General features: G+C 55.4%; 16 protein-coding genes. 3 read left to right on the top strand and 13 right to left on the bottom strand.

The window, feature by feature from the left end; genetic code table 11:
- Nucleotides 1-9: 9 nt before the first annotated feature.
- From tatC to RAL88_RS01225, 10 genes are all read right to left on the bottom strand, one after another.
- On the bottom strand, nucleotides 10-813 hold the full coding sequence (gene tatC, locus RAL88_RS01270) for a twin-arginine translocase subunit TatC (RefSeq protein WP_306266702.1): 804 nt from the start codon (nucleotides 811-813) through the stop codon (nucleotides 10-12).
- The gene (tatB, locus tag RAL88_RS01265; protein WP_306266700.1) at nucleotides 810-1,532 is read right to left on the bottom strand and encodes a Sec-independent protein translocase protein TatB; all 723 of its coding nucleotides are present in this window, start codon (nucleotides 1,530-1,532) and stop codon (nucleotides 810-812) included. The genes tatC and tatB overlap by 4 nt, the downstream gene beginning before the upstream one ends.
- Before the next feature lie 68 nt (nucleotides 1,533-1,600).
- Nucleotides 1,601-1,816 carry a twin-arginine translocase TatA/TatE family subunit gene (locus RAL88_RS01260; RefSeq protein WP_306266699.1) on the bottom strand — a complete coding sequence of 72 codons (216 nt, stop codon included), beginning with the start codon at nucleotides 1,814-1,816 and terminating at the stop codon, nucleotides 1,601-1,603.
- A gap of 132 nt (nucleotides 1,817-1,948) precedes the next feature.
- Nucleotides 1,949-3,085 (bottom strand): ABC transporter ATP-binding protein, encoded by a 1,137-nt coding sequence (locus RAL88_RS01255; RefSeq protein ID WP_306266697.1) that lies wholly within the window; start codon nucleotides 3,083-3,085, stop codon nucleotides 1,949-1,951.
- Between the two features lie 18 nt (nucleotides 3,086-3,103).
- A complete protein-coding gene (scpB, locus tag RAL88_RS01250) occupies nucleotides 3,104-3,757 on the bottom strand; it encodes an SMC-Scp complex subunit ScpB (protein WP_306266696.1) in 654 nt (217 codons plus the stop codon).
- Nucleotides 3,754-4,602 (bottom strand): ScpA family protein, encoded by an 849-nt coding sequence (locus tag RAL88_RS01245; RefSeq protein ID WP_306266694.1) that lies wholly within the window; start codon nucleotides 4,600-4,602, stop codon nucleotides 3,754-3,756. Before RAL88_RS01245 ends, scpB begins: the two co-directional genes overlap by 4 nt.
- Before the next feature lies 1 nt (nucleotide 4,603).
- The gene (gene nagZ, locus RAL88_RS01240; protein ID WP_306266693.1) at nucleotides 4,604-5,629 is read right to left on the bottom strand and encodes a beta-N-acetylhexosaminidase; all 1,026 of its coding nucleotides are present in this window, start codon (nucleotides 5,627-5,629) and stop codon (nucleotides 4,604-4,606) included.
- A gap of 92 nt (nucleotides 5,630-5,721) precedes the next feature.
- Nucleotides 5,722-8,139: an SPOR domain-containing protein gene (locus RAL88_RS01235; protein ID WP_306266691.1), complete on the bottom strand. Its 2,418-nt coding sequence runs from the start codon at nucleotides 8,137-8,139 to the stop codon at nucleotides 5,722-5,724.
- A 74-nt stretch (nucleotides 8,140-8,213) separates the two neighbouring features.
- Nucleotides 8,214-9,989 carry an arginine--tRNA ligase gene (argS, locus tag RAL88_RS01230; protein WP_306266690.1) on the bottom strand — a complete coding sequence of 592 codons (1,776 nt, stop codon included), beginning with the start codon at nucleotides 9,987-9,989 and terminating at the stop codon, nucleotides 8,214-8,216.
- A 96-nt stretch (nucleotides 9,990-10,085) separates the two neighbouring features.
- Nucleotides 10,086-11,312, bottom strand: a complete 1,227-nt coding sequence (locus RAL88_RS01225) for a deoxyguanosinetriphosphate triphosphohydrolase (protein WP_306266688.1) — start codon at nucleotides 11,310-11,312, stop codon at nucleotides 10,086-10,088.
- Nucleotides 11,313-11,432: 120 nt separating this feature from the next.
- Between RAL88_RS01225 and erpA the strand changes: the two genes are divergently transcribed.
- On the top strand, nucleotides 11,433-11,801 hold the full coding sequence (erpA, locus tag RAL88_RS01220) for an iron-sulfur cluster insertion protein ErpA (protein WP_306266686.1): 369 nt from the start codon (nucleotides 11,433-11,435) through the stop codon (nucleotides 11,799-11,801).
- A 5-nt stretch (nucleotides 11,802-11,806) separates the two neighbouring features.
- Nucleotides 11,807-12,580, top strand: coding sequence for an exodeoxyribonuclease III (gene xth, locus RAL88_RS01215; protein WP_306266685.1), 774 nt, complete (start codon nucleotides 11,807-11,809; stop codon nucleotides 12,578-12,580).
- Between the two features lie 118 nt (nucleotides 12,581-12,698).
- Here the strand turns inward: xth and RAL88_RS01210 are convergent, their stop codons facing one another.
- From RAL88_RS01210 to RAL88_RS01200, 3 genes are all read right to left on the bottom strand, one after another.
- A complete protein-coding gene (locus RAL88_RS01210) occupies nucleotides 12,699-13,694 on the bottom strand; it encodes a tetratricopeptide repeat protein (protein WP_306266684.1) in 996 nt (331 codons plus the stop codon).
- Complete coding sequence (gene ilvD / locus RAL88_RS01205; protein ID WP_306266682.1) at nucleotides 13,681-15,405, bottom strand: dihydroxy-acid dehydratase; 1,725 nt, start codon at nucleotides 15,403-15,405, stop codon at nucleotides 13,681-13,683. Before ilvD ends, RAL88_RS01210 begins: the two co-directional genes overlap by 14 nt.
- A gap of 340 nt (nucleotides 15,406-15,745) precedes the next feature.
- Complete coding sequence (locus tag RAL88_RS01200) at nucleotides 15,746-18,460, bottom strand: valine--tRNA ligase (RefSeq protein ID WP_306266680.1); 2,715 nt, start codon at nucleotides 18,458-18,460, stop codon at nucleotides 15,746-15,748.
- A 309-nt stretch (nucleotides 18,461-18,769) separates the two neighbouring features.
- Between RAL88_RS01200 and RAL88_RS01195 the strand changes: the two genes are divergently transcribed.
- Nucleotides 18,770-19,552 (top strand): FecR family protein, encoded by a 783-nt coding sequence (locus RAL88_RS01195; protein WP_306266678.1) that lies wholly within the window; start codon nucleotides 18,770-18,772, stop codon nucleotides 19,550-19,552.
- Nucleotides 19,553-19,564: the final 12 nt, after the last annotated feature.

Raw genomic sequence — 19,564 nt, 5'->3', positions numbered from 1 at the left:
GCGCTATTATCAAACGGTATCAACCGCTGCGTCCGCCTTTTCCTGTTCGGCACGGCGCCGTTCAATCAGCCGCACCGAGAGAATCGAAAGCTCATACAGGACGATGGTCGGCAGCGCCAAACCGATCTGGCTGATCGGATCCGGAGGCGTGAGAATAGCCGCCATGGCAAAGGCTGCAACAACTGCGTAGCGCCGTTTGGACTTCAGGCCTTCTGATCCAACCACACCGATTCTGCCGAGAAGTGTCAGAACCACCGGCAGCTGGAACACCAGGCCGAAGGCGAAAATCAATGTCATGATGAGACCGAGATATTCGCTGACCCGGGCCACAAGCTGAATTGACGCCCGACCCTCACCGCCCGCCTGCTCCATGCTGAGGAAAAAGCTCATAGCCAGCGGCATGATGAGATAATACACCAGCGCTGCCCCGATGATGAACAAAACCGGAGTTGCCACCAGATAAGGCAGAAAGGCCGACCGCTCGTTTTTGTAAAGACCGGGCGCGACGAACATATAAATCTGGGACGCGATAACCGGAAAAGCCAGAAACAGCGCGCCGAAAAAGGCCAGCTTCAACTGAGTGAAGAAATATTCCTGAGGAGCGGTATAGATAAACTCAATTGCGTTCAGATCACCCGCAGCCTTTTCATACGGCACGGTCAGAATATTGAAGATATCCTTGGCGAAAATGAAGCTTATGATGAACATCAGCGTCAGTCCGATGACAGATTTGAACAGGCGCTGTCGCAATTCGATCAGATGCTCAATCAGCGGTGCGCGGCTGCTGTCGACTTCGTCTTCGCTTTCGCTCACGCGTCAGTTTCCTTCTTGGACGCTTTTGCGCCTTTGGCAGCGGGTTTTAGAGCCTGCTTCTTCGCAGCGGTTGGCTTCGTAACGGGGGGCTTAGTGCCAGCTGACTTTTTACCGGTCGGCTTAGTGCCAGCCGGCTTTGTAACAGCCGGCTTGGTGCCGGATGTGGGGTTAGCTGCAGCCTTTCCGGTTGTGGTCTTGCTGGCGGAAGGTTTGCGGGTGGCGGGTTTTCGGGCGGCAGGCTTTTTGCCAGCCGACTTTTGCGCCGCCGGTTTCTGATCAGCGGTTTTCCCAGCGGCCGGTTTTGCCGCAGATTTTGCCTTGGAAGCTAGTTTAGCTGCAGCCGGCTCAGCGGATGAAATGGCCGAATCGGCTGCCGCAGCTGACTTGCTTGCTGGTGCCGCCGTCTCGCCGGTTTTCAGCAACCCCTTGTTGATGTCCCTTTGAACATCTGCCGCAGCCTGTTTGATCGGGTTGAGGCTGTCTTTGATCTGCCTCATCGGGTTGATCTTATTGACGCTGTCGATGCCGGATTTTATTCCGTCCAGATCGGCTTCTTTCAGCGCATCGTTAAATTGGCGCTGAAAATCCCCGGCCATGCGTCGCGCGCTGCCGATGGTCTTCCCGATTGTACGAAGCATCCCGGGCAATTCCTTTGGACCCACCACAAGGATCGCCACGACAGCAACAACAATAAATTCGGTCCATCCAAGATCGAACATTCTGATTTGCCGGTTTCTCTAATAGGACGTGGCGCGAAATCCGCGCGGACAACGCCGGAATTTATCGACTAGCTGCTTTGCTTGTCTTTGGATTTGACAGGAGCAACGGTTTCGCTGGCTGACTGATCAATGGTTTTCTGCTCGTCTTCCTCGTCTGAAAGGCCGGACTTGAAGCTTTTGATGCCTTTCGCGACATCTCCCATCAAATCAGAAATCTTGCCCCGACCGAACAGAAGCACGACCAAAACGACGACAATGGCAATTTGCCAAAAACTAATACCCATAATTTATTCCTCGATTTCACCGGGTCGCAAACACGCCATTGTTTGCCAAGGCCCGTGATATATCTCTGTCGTGTGAGTGTATTACACCGGCCATCAGCGAAAAGACACCCATAATTAGTCTGTTATGTGGGGCTACGGCTCTTCTTTTTCAAACACCAGAATGTCTCTCGGATCGAAGCTGACGAAAACTTCCGTACCCGGCTTCAAATTGTCGGCGTTGCGGATACGGGCCTGCAGAGGATCATCAAGACCTTCAACGGCTGTATCCACCAGATCCACTTCCCCCAGAAACCGCCGTCTCAGAACCCGACCAAGTTTGGCACCGACGGGAGCTGGCTGGTTTGTGATCGGTATGATGTTGACACCCTGAAAGCGGATACAGACGCTTGCCGTGCCGTTGGATTTGCCTTCGGCGGCAAAAGTTCCGACCGGAGTGATGACGGCCTCATCGACAATTTCGCCTTCCAACATGTTTACTTCGGAAAAGAATCTGGCGGAAGCCAGATCTACGGGTTGATAATACAATTCCCGGGCTGATCCATCCTGCACAATCTGCCCGTGTTTCATCAAAAGGATGCGGTCTGCAACCCGCATTGCCTCTTCAGGATCGTGGGTCACCATAAGGCAGGTTGCCCGCATTTCCCGAAGGATCGCAATCGTCTCATCGCGGACACTGTCGCGCAGTCGCTGATCCAGACCGGAAAACGGTTCATCCATCAGCAGAATGCCGGGTCGCGGCGCGATTGAACGCGCCAGTGCAACCCGTTGTTGCTCACCACCTGATAAATGGTGGGGATACAGGTCGGCATGCTGCGCAAGCCCGACCCTTTCAAGCGCAAGCATCGCTTCGCTGCGGGCAATCGAGGACGACAGTGCGGTCAGCCCAAACATGACATTTTTCAACACTGTAAGATGCGGGAACAGCGCGAAATCCTGAAACATCAGGCCGATACCGCGTTTTTCGGGCGGCACCAGACGGTCCGGCGCCCCATATTCCTGGCCATCGACAAGGAAGCGGCCGGATTGGGGTGCTTCAATTCCTGCGGCAATGCGCAAAAGTGTTGTTTTGCCAGATCCGGACTGGCCCAGCAGACAGACAATTTCTCCAGAGGCGATGGTCAGGTTGATGTCGTGAAGCGCGCGGGTCGGACCATAGTGGTGGGAAATGTTATCAAACCGCATTTCCCGAGCGATGGTTGCCCCGGCAGTTCCGCGACGCCCCCAGGACAGCGCTGTCTTCAGACCGGAAGGTCGTGTTGTCTGGTTCATCGGCATCTCATCGGGGCGCTATTCATCATCTTCCAGCACCACATCAGGTGCGAAGAGGTCATCTTCAAGAGGGTCTTCGTCATGGCTGAGATCAGGATCATCATTCGGCATCGGCATTGGCGTGCCCGGAGGCATCGCCGAATCCAGTAGCCCGGCCCCTTTCAATTCATCCAGTCCCGGCAGATCAGTAATCGATTCTAGGTTGAAATGCTCAAGAAACTCAGGTGTTGTTCCATAAGTGACCGGTCGTCCCGGGGTGCGGCGTCGACCGCGCAGTCGCACCCAGCCGGTTTCAAGCAGGACGTCCAGAGTGCCCCTGCTGGTTGACACGCCTCTGATCTGCTCGATTTCCGCACGGGTTGCCGGCTGATGATAGGCGACAATGGACAAGGTCTCCAGTGCCGCCCGCGACAAACGGCGCTGCTCGGCGGTTTCCGCTTGCAGCAGGAAAGCCAGATCATCAGCTGTTCGGAAGGCCCATCCGTCCGCAACCTTTTTCAGCGCCACGCCGCGCCCTTCATAAAACTCTGACAGTTTAGCCAGCAATGCATCCAGATTGGCACTGGCGGGCAGTCGCTCAGCCATGTCGGACCGTGCCAACGGCCGTTCCGAAGCAAACAGCATCGCCTCAAGCATCCTCAGATGCAGGGTTTGGGCAGCCGCTTCGCTCATGGTTCCCCGGTCCCGTCTTGTTTTGACACGCCGCGGATGAAGAGTGGCGTAAACGGCCCGCTCTGGCGCAATTCCAGAATGCCCTCGCGTACCATTTCAAGGCTGGCGGTAAACGAACTTGCAATAACAGTGGCGCGTTCGTCGGGCGAGGAAAAATACTGAACCAGAAAATTGTCAATTGGTGTCCAGTCCGTCACCTGCCCCAGAACTCTGACCAGCAGACCCCTGGCTTCCTGCAACGACCATACCGTTCGTTTGCGGACCTGAACGGACGTCACCGAATTGCGCTGACGCTGGCTGGCATAGGCCGTCAGCAGATCATAAAGATTGGCGACATAAGTACTGTGCCTGATGGTGACGACCGGTTCCGGATCGCCGCGCGCAAAAACGTCCTGGCCCAGGCGCGGGCGTGCCATCAATTGTGCCGCCGCATCGCGCATTGCCTCCAGGCGGCGCAGGCGGAATGCAAGAGCTGCAGCCAGTTCCTCCCCGGTAGGTTCATCCTCGCTATCCTTGATATCGGGAAGCAGCAGTCGCGACTTCAGATAGGCCAGCCAGGCAGCCATAACCAGATAATCCGCCGCCAGTTCGAGCCGCATGCGCCGGGCTTCCTGAATAAATAACAGATATTGATCGGCAAGCGCGAGAATCGATATTCCGGACAGATCGACCTTTTGCGAGCGCGCCAGGGCCAGAAGCAGATCCAGCGGCCCTTCGAATCCGTCGACATCTATGACCAGCAAGGGCTCCGTCTCAGAATGTTGCCCTACCCGTTCTCTCTGGCTTTCCCACAACAGCGCCTGGGTCAGTGGATCTTCAGCGGCGGGCTGTGTTTCATCGGCCATTTCAGGCCTCCCAACCAACAGTCGCGAGCAGGCTGGCCAGTTCGGCCCTCACGGCCGGCTCGTCGAGAGTAACCGGTGTCTTGCGGGATGCAAGCGCCGCATTGGCGCGCGTAAGCGCCATTCCGCCAAGCGCCGGAACATTGGCCGCAACATCCAGCATTTCAGCCATCAGCCCGTTACAGTGCAATACCATATCGCAGCCGGCGCGAATGGCGCTTGCGGCACGCTGTGGCATCGCCGATTGCAGTGCTCCCATGGAAATGTCGTCTGACATCAACAAACCCTGAAAGCCGATTTGCTGCCGAATTACAGTTTCAATGACTGCCGCTGACAGGGTTGCCGGATTATCCGGATCAATCGCTTCATAAACAACATGGGCGGTCATCCCCAGAGGGTAGTCTGCAAGCGGCCGGAAGGCGGCAAAATCATGGTTCGACAACGCCGACAGATCGGCGGCCACTCTCGGCAGTTCCAGATGGCTGTCGACCACTGCCCGGCCGTGACCGGGCAGATGCTTGATAACCGGGAGCACACCGGCGGAAATCAGCCCTTCAGCAGCTGCCGCACCAAGCCGGGAAACGCGTTCAGGAGTGTCGGCATAGGCCCTGTCACCAATGGCCTTTGTGGTGTCGGAGACCGGGACGTCCAGAACCGGAAGGCAATCTACATTTATGCCAAGGCGCAGCAGGTCAGTACCGATCAACAATCCGCCGAGCATTGCGGCACGGCAGCCCTTTTCAGCGTCCGCTTGTTCTAGCCGACCGAAAACTGCGCCTGGCGGATATGCTGGCCACTGCGGAGGCTTCAAGCGCTGAACCCTGCCTCCCTCCTGATCGATCAGCACCGGTGCATCGTGCCGCCCGACACAGTCGCGGAACGATGCAACAAGCCGCTCCACCTGTTCAGGAGTTTCAATATTGCGGCCGAACAGGATTAAACCCCAGGGATTTGAATCGCCAAGGAACTGTCTTTCAATGCGGGAAAGTGTCAGGCCTTCGCAGCCACTTATAAAAGCTGATACTGTCATAAGACGTGGTTAGTGCTACGCTACAGCTTCGTCAAGCCAACCACATCGTGCGCTTTGGGCAGCACAACCCGCAATCCTCAACAATGGATGGATCAGCGGCGCGCCACAATGCAATCGCCACCGGCATTTTTCAGGCTCTGGCAGAGATCATTAGCGGCAAGCCGGGTTTCCATCGGCCCGACACGGACCCTGTAGAAAACGCCGCGCGAACCCAGATCAGCGCGCACAATATCAGGCGACTGGTCACCCAGCACTGTCGGGAAACGGCGTTGCAGACCGGTGTATGCCGAGCGCGCTGCTTCTTCAGACCGTTGTGAGGACACCTGAACCACAAAATCGCCCGTAGCAGTGGATGTTGCCGGCTGGCTGGGTGGTTCTTGCAAAGCCACCGCAGTGTTTGATGTCGGCACACGTGTTGGAACCGTATTCTCAGATGGCTGCAGGGCCGGTGCACTTTCGTTGAAGGCCGGTCTTGATGTCCCATCGGGCACACGCGGCGACACTGGAAACGCGGCTCTGCCTTCATCAGCTGTTGCAACGCTGGTCTGAGAGCCAGTCGTTGTTTCAGCGCGATCGCCCGGGCGCGGCCTTGGAACAGGAACGCCTGCAGACTCTGACGTCTCCCCGGATGGGACCTGTTCGCCAGCTCCGGAAATCGGCTGCGTTGTAACGCTGCGTGGCTGAACAGCATTTGAATTGTCGGTCACAGGAGCGGGTTCGGCAACAATGCTCCCGTCCGGATTGACTTTGAAAGTTCGCACGCTTCTGGGCGCTATGCCTTCGCCGCTGGAATTATTGTCTTCAACACCAACCTGCCGCACCTGACGGTCCTGATCAATGTTTGGATTGATCCGCGCAATTGGCGTTTCAGCGCCAGGCTGCATCACACCGTCAGCTGCGTTGCTTTCATCGGTCAATGCAATTTCACCGTTACCACCGGTTTCAGCTGCTTGCCCGTCTGGTAACATTCTGACGGGACTCTTATCAGCCAGAACCAGTGGCGGGGGGCCGCTGTCATCGCTGGAAAAGATTGCCTGATAAGCGAGCAATGCGCCGCCTCCGAGCAAAACAAACGCCAGAACGCCTGCAGCAACCACCATGCCGCGGCTGGCAAACAGGCCTCTGCCTTCGTCATCATAATCTTCATACAGGATATCGGCATCCTCAGCAGGATCATCAGCGTCGGCATATGCACCGGCGGCCTGATCTTCCTCTTCGTCGTACTGTTCTGTATGGATATCGCGGGCCGGGACGCGCAAATCCTCGACTTCTCTGAGATACGAGAAATCAGGCTGCGGCGTGGGCTCGTTCTTCAACTCCGGCTCCTGGTGATTCTCGACCGGTTGAGCAGCCGTCTCCGGTTGCTGAGTTGCGACTGCCGGTTGGATTGTGGGTTGAGATGAATAGCTACCGGGCTCGGTTGCATCGGCTTCCACCTGAGAGTCCTGATCGTCGGCGTCGACATAACGCATCAGTTCCGCGGTCAGCGGGTTCGGCTGCACTGCGGCCGCTTCCTGGGCGCGTGAACGTGGCAATTCGGGACGGATGGGGGGTGTCACTGGAGGTTCCGGTACCGTCAGATCGGGGCTGGCCTGGCCGTGCAGACCTCCCATTTGTGAATGATTGTCCGAAACAGTTGGCCGGATGGCACGCGGAATCCGAGAGACATCGAAATCCCGTTCCGGCAACGGACGGGATGATCCGCCCGGGGCAAACGGATCGAATTGCTGATCATCCAATTGCGAAGGCGTCGTGGTAGAATCCCGGCGCGGCAGTGCTGGCCTGTCCAAGTCAACAAGCGGTGGTGGATTGTCCAGTAATTCGTCGCTTTGTGCCGACAGGTCACTGGCGGGAAGAACCTGCTCCTGGCGGGACGGGGTTCGGTAACCCTGATTAACCGGCTGGCGGGGCTCTGGTTTGCGCGGATCAATGCCGACGGATTTTAGACGTGCGCTCAGACCGGACGCTGTGGTGACCGGTCCCGGCTGGCGCGCGACTGGGCGAGCCGTTTGCGTTGGATCAGCACCACGGTCTTGTGAAGTCGGATTTTCCGGATTTTGCTCCGGAGAATTTTGTAAATGTTCTGGCTGCTGACTGGCCGAAAGGGACCGCATCTGCGAATCCTGGGTTCCCGAGTCCTGAGTCCCCGAATCCTGGGCGCCCGCATCCTGCCCGCCTTGTTGCATCTCATCGCTCTGGGGCTGTTGTAATGGTGCCGACGGCTCGCCGCCCGGCTCTCCGTCCCGACCCCCGCCCGGACGCTGGGCAGCCGCCTCAAAATTACGCTCATTCTGTTCCATCAAACGAGCCAGCTTGATCAGTGGATCATCTTCCTCGTCTACCGATGATGATCGCATCGACCAGTCATCATTTTCCCACGATTCATCGGGAACTGAACTACGGTTTTGCGGCGCAGCAGTTTTCTCTGTGGAATCCGTTCCAGAATCAGGATCATCTGCGGTATTGGCAGCTTGTCCCGGCTTGTTTTTGTCATACTCGTACTCGGACATAACAAGTCGTCTCTTTCGTTAACCAAGTTAATTGACGCGAGCACAGATCCAGCCTCGAATAACTATCATCTATGCTAACGCAATTCCTCCCGCGCATCTACTCCCAGCAGGTTCAAGCCGGAGCGCAGGACAATTTGCACTGCCAAAACAAGTGCTAAGCGTGCTCTAGTCAATTTTTCATTATCATCTTTAATAAATCGTAATTGGGGCAAATCTTTGCCTTTGTTCCAGTGCCCGTGAAAGGCGCTCGCCAGGTCATTCAGATAGAATGCAATGCGATGCGGCTCGTACGAAATCACGGCTGCCTCAATGATGCGCGGATATTCCGCGAGCTTGCGCATCAGAAGCAGTTCACTGGGGTCGTCGAGCAGGGAAAGATCTACCGCTTCCAAATCCATTGTAATTTTTTCATCAAAAATTTCAATGGCTTGGTTGAATGTGGAATGTGTTCTGGCGTGGGCGTACTGGACGTAGAATACTGGATTGTCCTTCGACTGTTCGAGCACTTTTGTGAAGTCAAAATCCAAAGTCGCGTCATTTTTTCGATACAGCATGATGAACCGGGTCACGTCGCGGCCCACCTCTTCAACCACATCGGCCAGGGAAACAAGATTTCCCGAGCGCTTCGACATTTTTACCGGCTGGCCGTCGCGAAACAGGTTTACCAACTGACAGAATCGGATGTCCAGCGACGCTTTTTCGTCAGAAATCGCCCGCACTGCTGCGGTCATGCGCTTCAGATAACCCTGGTGATCCGCACCCAGAACATCGACCATCCGGTTGAAGCCGCGCTTATATTTGTCGAAATGATAGGCAATGTCCGACGCAAAATAGGTGTAGCTGCCATCTGACTTGAGGAGCGCTCTGTCAACATCATCGCCATAAAGGGTCGATCTGAACAACGTCTGCTCGCGATCTTCCCAATCGTCGGGCAGTTTGCCTTTTGGCGGCGGCAACGTGCCCTGATAGATCAGGTCTCTTGCCTCAAGATCCGTGATCATTTCGGCAACCCGGTCATCGTCCTGGCTGGTCAGCGATTGTTCTGAAAAGAAGACGTCGTGCTCGACACCGAGTTTTTCAAGATCAGCGCGGATCAACTGCATCATCGCTGCAATGGCAGCGGCTCTGACAATCGGCAACCAGTCTGCTTCCGCCATATCGCACAGGCTTGTGCCGTAGTCGGTTTTCAATTGTTCAGCGAGGGGAATCAGATAATTGCCCGGATATAATCCCTCGGGAATGGCACCAATATCCTCACCCAATGCCTCGCGGTATCGCAAAAAGGCGGAGCGGGCCAGGACATCCACCTGTGCACCGGCATCGTTGATGTAATACTCTTTTGTCACATCAAAGCCGGCAAAGCTCAGCAGGGTTGCGAGCGCGTCGCCAAACACGGCTCCGCGGCAATGGCCGACATGCATTGGCCCAGTCGGGTTGGCGGAGACGTATTCCACATTGATTTTGACGCCCTGCCCCAGATCCGGCCGGCCGAATTCCGCTTTACTGCGCAAAATTCCGGCGACGACCGACTGCCACACATCCGGCTGCAGCGTGATGTTTATGAAACCGGGACCTGCAATGCTGACCGACTGGACTTTCAACGCGGCGGCATGATCTGACAGCAATCCTGAAATGATTTCAGCAATCTGCCGAGGATTTTTGCCCAGTCCCTTGGCCAGCACCATTGCGGCATTGGTCGCCAGATCGCCATGGGAGACATCCCTGGGCGGTTCAACCACGATCCGGTCCATGGGAAGCCCTGCCCGCGCCTCGGCATCGGTGCCGGACAGCAGGTCGGAACCCTCAATTAACGGGATTAGCTTTTCGGCGAAGTCTGCGTAAATGTTCATAGTGATCTGTTTTGAAGCGTTGCGATTGCCTGTCATTGCCGACATGGCCGCGATGAGCGAAATGTGCGCTGCACGTAAAGGTTTTTCCCGATCCGGTCAAACAGGATGGTCCAAACCGGACGAGCCGTGTTGTCGATGAAGTCTGCGATGTTCCTGACTGGCAAATGAATCTGTCATTCCGGCGATATAATCTGCGACCATACGGGCCTTCTTGTGCTCGCCCATGGGACCCGGGCCGGGAGCGAACTGGTGTCGCCATGGCCCCGGGATTTCCTCAATATTGCTCATGTAGGCAGCAAAAAGGTCTTGCACAATTTTTTCCGCCGCAACCATGCGCTGCATCAACGAGGGATGTCGGTAGAGGCTGCGAAACAAAAATTCTTTTAGTTCCTTCTCTTCGAAGCTGAACGGTGCAGAAAAACACAATAGTGGCTGGCTGGCCGCCCGCACGGCATCGGCAGAATCTGGCTGGTATGTCTGCAACCGGCGCTGTGTTTCAGCAATGACGTCTTCGACCATGAGTGTAATCAGCCGCCGTGACAATTCGTGCCCTGTGCGTTCAGCATCGAGGCCAGCGAATTCATCTTCAATGCCATCCAGCAGCCTGCGCAGCAGCGGCACTTGCCGCAATTGCGCCAGGGTCAGCAATCCGGAGCGCAGGCCATCATCAATATCGTGCGTGTCATAAGCAATATCATCTGAAATCGCGGCAGCCTGCGCCTCAAGACTGGCATATCCGTTCAGCTTCAATTCCAGGCTCGGCAATAAATGCTGAATTCTGCCGGCTAATGGCTCTGCAACCGGTCCATTGTGCTTGGCCAGTCCTTCCAGGGTCTCCCAACTGAGATTCAGTCCGTCAAAACGCGGATAGCGCCGCTCCATTTTGCTGACCACGCGCAGGCTTTGAAGATTGTGGTCAAATCCGCCAAAATCAGATGTCGCTGCATCCAAAGCGCGCTCGCCAGCATGGCCAAATGGTGTATGACCGAAATCATGTGCCAGGGCCAACGCTTCCGTAAGGTCCTCGTCGAGGCGAAAGGCGCGGGCGATGGACCGGGCGATCTGGGCAACTTCAATGGAATGGGTCAGGCGCGTGCGATAATGGTCGCCCTCGTCGGAAATGAAGACCTGGGTTTTGTGCTTCAGGCGGCGAAATGCGTTGGAATGGATAATCCTGTCGCGGTCGCGCTGATACACGGTGCGGGTCGGACTTTCCGGCTCGGGGAAAACCCGCCCGGCCGTTTTTGCAGGGTCAACGGCAAAGACAGCTCGATCGGTGAATCCAAAGCCGATACGAGAGACATCTAATTCATCGGTCGCCATGATACTGTTCTGCCAATCCCTCAAAACTACTACAAAAACCGAAGGTCAGGTTTGACTTGCAGCGATCGCACGCCTACCTCTTGGTTCTATAACAGATGTTCCGCAAAAAGGTGGATCAAGATGGTCAATGCAGTTCAACAGTCAGCACCGCCGACAAGCCCAGCCGAACCGGTAACGGTGACAGAGCGCGCAGCATCGCGCGTTGCCAAGATTTTGGCCGGTGAGACGGCGGGAAAAGCCCTGCGCATTAGCGTTGATGGCGGCGGTTGCTCGGGATTCTCCTACAAATATGATCTGGTTGAGTCCGCGCTTGAAGATGATCTGGTGTTGCGCCGGCACGGCGCGACAATTTTGATCGACCCCATCTCACTGCCGTTTCTGGAAGGCTCGGAGATTGATTTCGTCGATGATCTGATGGGCCAGTCTTTTCAGATCCGCAATCCGAACGCCACCGCATCATGTGGTTGTGGCACCTCGTTTTCGATTTGAACCGTATGAAGATTGCGACCTGGAACATAAATGGCATCAAGGCGCGCCTTGACACCGTGCAGGCCTGGCTGAAAGAGGCGCAACCCGATCTGGTGGCATTTCAGGAAATCAAATCGGTCGATGAAAATTTTCCGCGTGGCGTCTTCGAAGACCTTGGTTACGAGGTTCACACCCACGGCCAGAAAGGCTTCAACGGTGTCGCATTGCTGTCGAAAGTGCCGCTGGAAGATGTTCAACGCGGACTTCCGGGTGATGATGCAGACGACCATGCGCGCTTCATAACGGCTCTTGTTGCTGTTGATAATATAATGGTCCGGGTGGCGTCACTTTACCTGCCCAACGGAAATCCGGTGGATACCGGGAAGTTTCCCTACAAGCTGGCGTGGATGGATCGACTGCAGCGCTGGGCTGAAAGCAGGCTGGCATTGGAGGAGGATTTCATTCTGGCAGGGGATTACAATGTCATTGCTCAACCGATTGACTGTCATGATCCTGTCGTGTGGGAAGGCGACGCGCTGTTCCGTCCGGAAAGTCGATCAGCATTTTTCAGATTGCAAAATCTGGGGTTGACCGATGCGGTGCGACAAACTGACCGCGATCAGGTCTTTACCTTCTGGGATTATCAGGCCGGTGCCTGGCAGAAAAACAATGGCATCAGGATCGACCATTTGATGCTGTCGCCAGGGATCGCGGACCGGCTGCAGGAATGCCAGATCGATAAATTTGTCCGCGCCTGGGAAAAACCATCCGATCATGTCCCGGTCTGGATCACAATCTAGGACTGCTTCGGCATTGTCTTCGGCCACCAATTTTCCCCGACAAAGGTCAAAAGCTGCAGATCGCGCGCAGCAAAACGGCTTTTAACGTCAAAAGTGGGAAATACCTGACGAGCGCTGCCTATTTGCCAGGCTCTGTATCGCTCTGAGAGAGAGAAGTGTCGGCACCGGCGGCGATGGTCGTGCTGATGGGCAGCAGCGGTTCCAAAGGGGCCACCACGACTGCCGAAGATTCCGCGACAGAGTGGGATGGCATTGCTTCACTGCCTGCACTGACGGATGCCGTGGCACTGACTTCGAGAGGCGGATTTTTCTTCAGCCATTTCTCGGCGAGGCGCTCCGCGCTGCGCCGCTCCTTTTCCGAGGCCAGCGCAAAAGCTGATTCATGGATCAACCGAATGGCTTCTGCATTGGCAGGAGAAGAGCGATCGAGCGCTATTATGAGCCACTTCAAACCCCGGTTGCGCCGCTGAGAAAGCCCTTCGCCGTGAAACAACATGCGGCCAAGTTCAGCTTGACTCAGGACATGGCCTTTTTCCGCAGCCAGTTTCAACCACCGGGCGGCCTGACGTGCATTCTTCTCACCGCCCTCGCCTTCCAGATACATTTTTGCGAGCAGATATTGTGCATTCGGATCGCCAAAATATGAAGCGGCATAGGCATAGATCTGCCGGGCCTGATAAGGATCCTGGCGAACATGTGTGTCGTTGATCCCGGTCATGAAAAACCCACCCAACTCTACAAAAGCATTTGCGACAAAAGGCGCTTCCGGGCTGTTGGGGCTGTCTTCCGCATGGGCGTTGGCAATATCGCGAAAATATTCAAATGCCCGGAGCGGGCTGACTTCGACGCCATCTCCGGCCGCATACATGCGTCCCAGCTTCCACTGGGCCATTGCGCTGCCCTGACTTGCTGCAAATTGCAGCGCATCGACAGCGGTTTCCTTGTCTCCAGCGCGATAGGCCTGGAATCCAAGACGGAATGCTTCCATTGGTGATGCGGATTCCTCACCTGTGGATTTTGTGACGTCAAAGGCAATAACAGGGGCCGCCGGCACACAAGCCAGCAGCACGAACGCCACAATTCTGATGCGGATGATCCCGTCAAATATCCGCATAGGTACTCTTCTCAGCTTTCCCGCCCGGATGAGTTATCGCCCCATATCGCGCAGAACCAACGGTTTGCGCATATTTCCAGATGGCGCCGCTTGTTGAATCTGTTTCGCGCGGCTGCCATTTCGACTTGCGTTCTGCCAGTTCCTGATCGCTCAGTTGGACTGCCAGCACTCCTTCCACCGCATCAATTTCAATGATGTCGCCGTCCTGCAACAGACCAATCGGACCGCCCGTGGCCGCTTCGGGACCGACATGGCCGATGCAGAATCCGCGTGTGGCTCCGGAGAAGCGACCATCGGTGATCAAAGCCACCTTGTTGCCCATGCCCTGGCCGTATAACAAAGCTGTGGTGGAAAGCATTTCCCGCATGCCGGGCCCGCCTTTGGGACCTTCGTAACGAATGACCAGAACATCGCCTTCCTGATAGGCTTTCTTCTGGACCGCCTCGAAACAGGCTTCTTCTGAATCAAAGCAGCGTGCCGGACCGGTAAATTTCTGGTTGACCATGCCAGCCACTTTGACGATGGCGCCATCAGGCGCCAGATTGCCTTTAAGGCCGACGACACCGCCCGTGGCTGTGATCGGTTTGTTGGCGGGGTAAACCACGTCCTGAGCATCGTTCCAGGAAACTTTTTCCATGTTTTCGGCAATGCTGCGGCCGGTTACTGTCAGGCAGTCGCCGTGGAGAAATCCCTGATCCAGCAAGGTCTTCATCAGCAGCGGAATGCCACCGGCTTCAAACATGTCTTTCGCGACATATTTGCCACCCGGTTTCAGATCCGCAATATAAGGCGTCCGCTTGAAAATCTCAGCGACATCAAACAGATCAAACTCGATGCCGCATTCATGGGCGATGGCCGGCAGATGCAAGGCGGCATTGGTTGATCCGCCAGAGGCGGCAACCACTGTGGCGGCATTTTCCAGCGCTTTTCTGGTGACGATGTCGCGCGGACGGATGTTGTCCCGCACCAGTTCCATGATCTTTTCGCCGGCGGCAAAACAGAACCGGTCGCGCATTTCATAAGGTGCCGGTGCGCCGGCAGAATATGGCAGTGCCAGGCCAATTGCCTCAGACACAGTTGCCATTGTATTTGCGGTAAATTGCGCGCCACAGGCACCGGCCGACGGACAGGCCACCTGCTCCAGCTCAGTCAGATCGGCATCCGACATATTGCCAACAGAATGCTGGCCGACCGCTTCAAAGACATCCTGAACCGTCACCGGTTTTCCGCGATAGGTACCCGGCAGAATGGACCCGCCATAGATGAAGATCGATGGCACATTCAGCCGCACCATGGCCATCATCATGCCAGGAAGCGATTTATCGCAACCGGCAAGCCCGACAATCGCATCATAGCAATGGCCGCGCATGGTCAGTTCGACAGAATCGGCAATCACATCGCGCGAAACCAGCGACGCTTTCATGCCCTGGTGCCCCATGGCAATGCCGTCAGTGACGGTAATTGTGGTGAATTCGCGCGGCGTGCCATGGTTGGCGGCAACACCCTTTTTCACGACTTGCGCCTGGCGCATCAGGGAAATATTGCACGGCGCAGCTTCATTCCAACAGGTTGCGACGCCAACAAATGGCTGGTGAATCTCTTTATCAGACAAACCCATTGCATAATAATATGACCGGTGCGGTGCCCGTGCAGGGCCTTCAGTCACATGCCGGCTTGGCAGTTTGGATTTGTCAATTACGCGGGTGTTCATACTCTAAACCTAACTCAGTGATTTGCCCCAAATATGTGTAGCGAGGTGTCTGACCGATCACTTCTCGTATCTTGCGATCACGAATGCGTTACGGACCAGGACTCGCTCCCTTACTCCCCGTCCTAACTAACCTGGAAGGTGAGTGCAGAACGTTGTCTGATACAGCTTTTGTGGCAGTATCGGGGCGAAAGGTCTCAAATCAGTTGTAGCCCAGTCGGAGCTTCCTGGCTGTTGCCAAAACGCCACAGAATTGATCGAGTGACACAGCCCAGCAATCCATCCGGGCACAACAGGACCGAACAGTGCCGCCGGGCAAAGATGCGAATTTTAGGGATAATATCTATCCGGTCGCTTCCAGGCGCTTTATCGCGCTGGTCAGCATGTCGCGCTTTTCGTTGGCTTCCTGAAGTCTGGACCGTTCCTGAGACACAACGTCATCGGGTGCGCGTGAGACAAATTTTTGATTGCCAAGCTTGCCATTGATTTTGGCAATATCCTGTTCGACCTTGCCGATGTCTTTTTCCAGACGCTGCTTTTCTGCAGCAATGTCAATGACGCCCTTCAAAGGCATGCAGACAATGGCTTCACCAACAATGATCTGCGCGCTGCCGTCCGGGATGGTGCTTTCAAACTCTACGGAATTGAGCCTTGCCATGCGCATCAGGGCAGACAGATTTTCCTCGCTCCTGCGCCGGGTTTCAGCATTTGCCTCGACAATCACGATATCCACTTTTGCTGCAGCAGGGACATTCATCTCGGTGCGAACGGAGCGAATCGAGGAAATCGTCTCAATCAGCCAGTTGATGTCGTCGGCAGCACGCTGATCTTCCAGCGCGGGCGTGGGCCACTGCGTGGTGATCAGCATTGTGTCGCGGTCAGCTTCTCCGGTGACGGCCCACAATTCCTCGGTGATAAAGGGCATGAAGGGATGCAGCATTTTCAGAATTTCATCGCGGGTCCAGGCGACAACGGCTCGAGCTTCTGCCTTGTCGGCACTGTCGTCAGCCATCAAGGCCGGTTTTGACAATTCGATGAACCAGTCGGCGAATTTGTGCCAGACAAACTGGTAGACGACGTTGGCCGCATCGTTAAAGCGATAAGTTTTCAATGCCGCATCAATCGCCGTGATCGTTTGCCCGCATTCGGTAATGATCCAGCGATTCAGAGGGTTTCTGACGCTGTCTGGAGCAAACCCTTCCGGCACTGAACAATCGTTCATTTCGGCAAATCGTGCCACATTCCAGAGTTTGGTTGCAAAATTGCGATAACCCTCGACCCGGCTGGTAGCCAGACGGATATCCCGGCCGGCAGCCGCCATGGCGCAAAGCGTGAAACGCAACGCATCAGCACCATACTGATCAATCAGATCAAGCGGGTCGACCACATTGCCCTTTGATTTTGACATCTTGGCGCCATGCTCATCACGCACCAGGGCATGGATATAGACCGTGTGGAACGGCTCCTCATCCATGAAATGAAGTCCCATCATCATCATTCTGGCGACCCAGAAGAAAATGATGTCAAACCCGGTGATCAGCACATCGGTCTGATAGTAGGTTTTCAACTCCGGGGTCTGGTCCGGCCAGCCCAAGGTGGAAAACGGCCATAATGCTGACGAGAACCAGGTGTCGAGCACATCTTCATCGCGGCTCAATTCCTCGTCGCGGCCATAATGGCTTCGCGCCTGCTCGGCAGCCTCCGCCTCGGATTTGGCGACAAAAACCTTGCCGTCCGGGCCATACCACGCCGGGATCTGGTGGCCCCACCAAAGCTGACGCGAAATGCACCATGGCTGAATATTTTCCATCCAGTCAAAATAGGTCTTGTCCCAGTTTTTCGGCACAAATTCCATCCGGCCTTCGCGAACAGATGCAATCGCCGGGGCCGCCAGCGTCTTTGCATCGACATACCATTGGTCGGTCAGATACGGCTCAATCGGGACGCCGCCGCGATCTCCGTGCGGCACAACGTGGGTGTGCCCGTCGATTTTTTCCAGCAGGCCCAGCGCATCCATATCGGAGACGATCTTTTTGCGGGCTGCGAAGCGGTCCAGACCGTGATAGGCTTCAATTGCTGTATGCATCGTGGCGTTGGCGTGTTCTGGAACACCGATGGCAAAATCTTCATTGTCGCGCAACGCAATGGAGGCATCGACAGCGAGAATGTTTATCGCCGGCAGGTTATTGCGCTTGCCGACTTCAAAATCATTGAAGTCGTGCGCTGGCGTGATCTTGACGGCCCCCGAACCCGCTTCAGGATCGGCGTAGTCGTCAGCGACAATCGGAATATGGCGTCCGACCAGCGGCAACTGTACCAGGCGGCCGATCAGGTGGCTGTAGCGCTCGTCCTGCGGATGCACGGCAATTGCCGTGTCTCCCAGCATGGTTTCCGGACGGGTTGTCGCGACCGTGATGTGAGCCCCCTCTTCGCCCACGATCGGATATTTGAAATGCCACAAATGGCCGTCGATCTCGCGCTGTTCAACTTCCAGATCGGAGATCGCGGTCAGAAGCTTTGGATCCCAGTTGACGAGCCGCTTGTCCTTGTAAATCAGACCCTCTTCGTAAAGCCGGACGAACACTTCCAGCACTGCCTTTGAAAGCCCTTCATCCATGGTAAAGCGCTCCCGCGACCAGTCGCAGGATGCGCCAAGACGCTTGAGTTGTCCCAGAATGGTTCCGCCGGATTCCGCCTTCCAGTCCCAAATGCGCTTGACAAATTTCTCCCGGCCCATCTCGCGCCGCCCAGGCTGCTGATGTTCCATCAACTGGCGTTCGACAACCATCTGCGTGGCGATACCGGCATGGTCCATACCCGGTTGCCAAAGAACATTCTGACCGAGCATCCTGTTCCAGCGCACCAGAATATCCTGCAGTGTGTTGTTGAGTGCGTGCCCCATATGCAGAGATCCGGTGACATTGGGCGGCGGAATGACAATACAGAAACTGTCTTTTCCTTCCCTGGCACCCGCTCCGGCAGCGAATGCATTTGCCTTTTCCCAATTGGCATAGATGCGGGGCTCTACACCGCTGGGCAGATAGGTTTTCTCAAGCATGAACGTCTCAATTTCCAATATGCAATTTGCGTCGTGGGTTATGCCCTGCTTGGTTGAGTGTCAACCATTTGCCAGGGGAATGAGTGCACGGAAAATATTGTATCTGTTTACAGGACGGGCTGTCGAATTCCACCTGCCGCCGCATCTGAAAATCAAAACAGAGTTCGCAGATTTAAACCCCGTAAACCTTATTCAGAGTTTTTAGCGGACTTCCGCGACTATTTGCCCAGCGTTTCAATGTTTATTAATCGCAAGCAGTTGACCCTTCAGGCGAACAATTCGTGATCGAAGCAACAAAAAGGGTGCCACGTGTCCCATCATCTTCAAAGGCTTGTGCTGGCCGCACTTATAGTAACGTTTTCTGCAGTCACGGCGTTTGCCGAAGAATGGCGTGTCGGGCGGGTCAATCAGCCGGCCAGTTATTCCACTGACGGCACCAATTGGAAGCCGCTTACAGCTAATTTCGTAATCCCGCGGAAAGCCTGGATCAAAACGGGCATTCGGGGGCGCGTACAATTGCGCCGCGACAAGGAAACCATCCTTTATCGTGCCAATACCACAGCAAAAATTACGCATAGTAACAATTCGATCAGCAAGACCGAAATTCAACAGACTATGGGGCGAATTTTGCTCGACGTTGAAACCCGGAAATACAAGCACACCATTGTCAAGACGCCCTATCTTGCGGCCATCGTCAAAGGCACGAAGTTTGATGTCTATGTTGGCTCGGGTGTCGCTAAAGTAAAGGTACAAAGGGGCGTTGTCGAAGTTGTGGACACGGCTCGTGGAGAGCGCGTTGATGTCACCAACGGACAGAGCGTGGAGGTCGAACAGGGATCGAATTTCCCAATGCAGGTGACCGGTCGTGGGCGCAAGGCTCAGATTTTCGATGTCCTCACTGGAAAACCGGTCAATGAAAAAGGAAATAACGGAATTGGTTATGCCTTCGGCAATGATAAGGAGGCCAAATCCAACAACGGCAATCATTCCGGTAGTGGTAACGGCGGCGGAAACGGCAACGGTGGTGGCAACGGCAAGAGCAACAGTGGCGGCAATGGCAAGAGCAACGGTGGGGGCAACGGCAAAAAATAACCTGCGTGACCG

It is taken from the genome of Pararhizobium sp. IMCC3301 (assembly GCF_030758315.1).
Classification (GTDB): Bacteria; Pseudomonadota; Alphaproteobacteria; order Rhizobiales.
The sequence above is the reverse complement of the archived record's forward strand: the minus strand, read 5'-3'. Positions and strand labels throughout refer to the sequence as shown.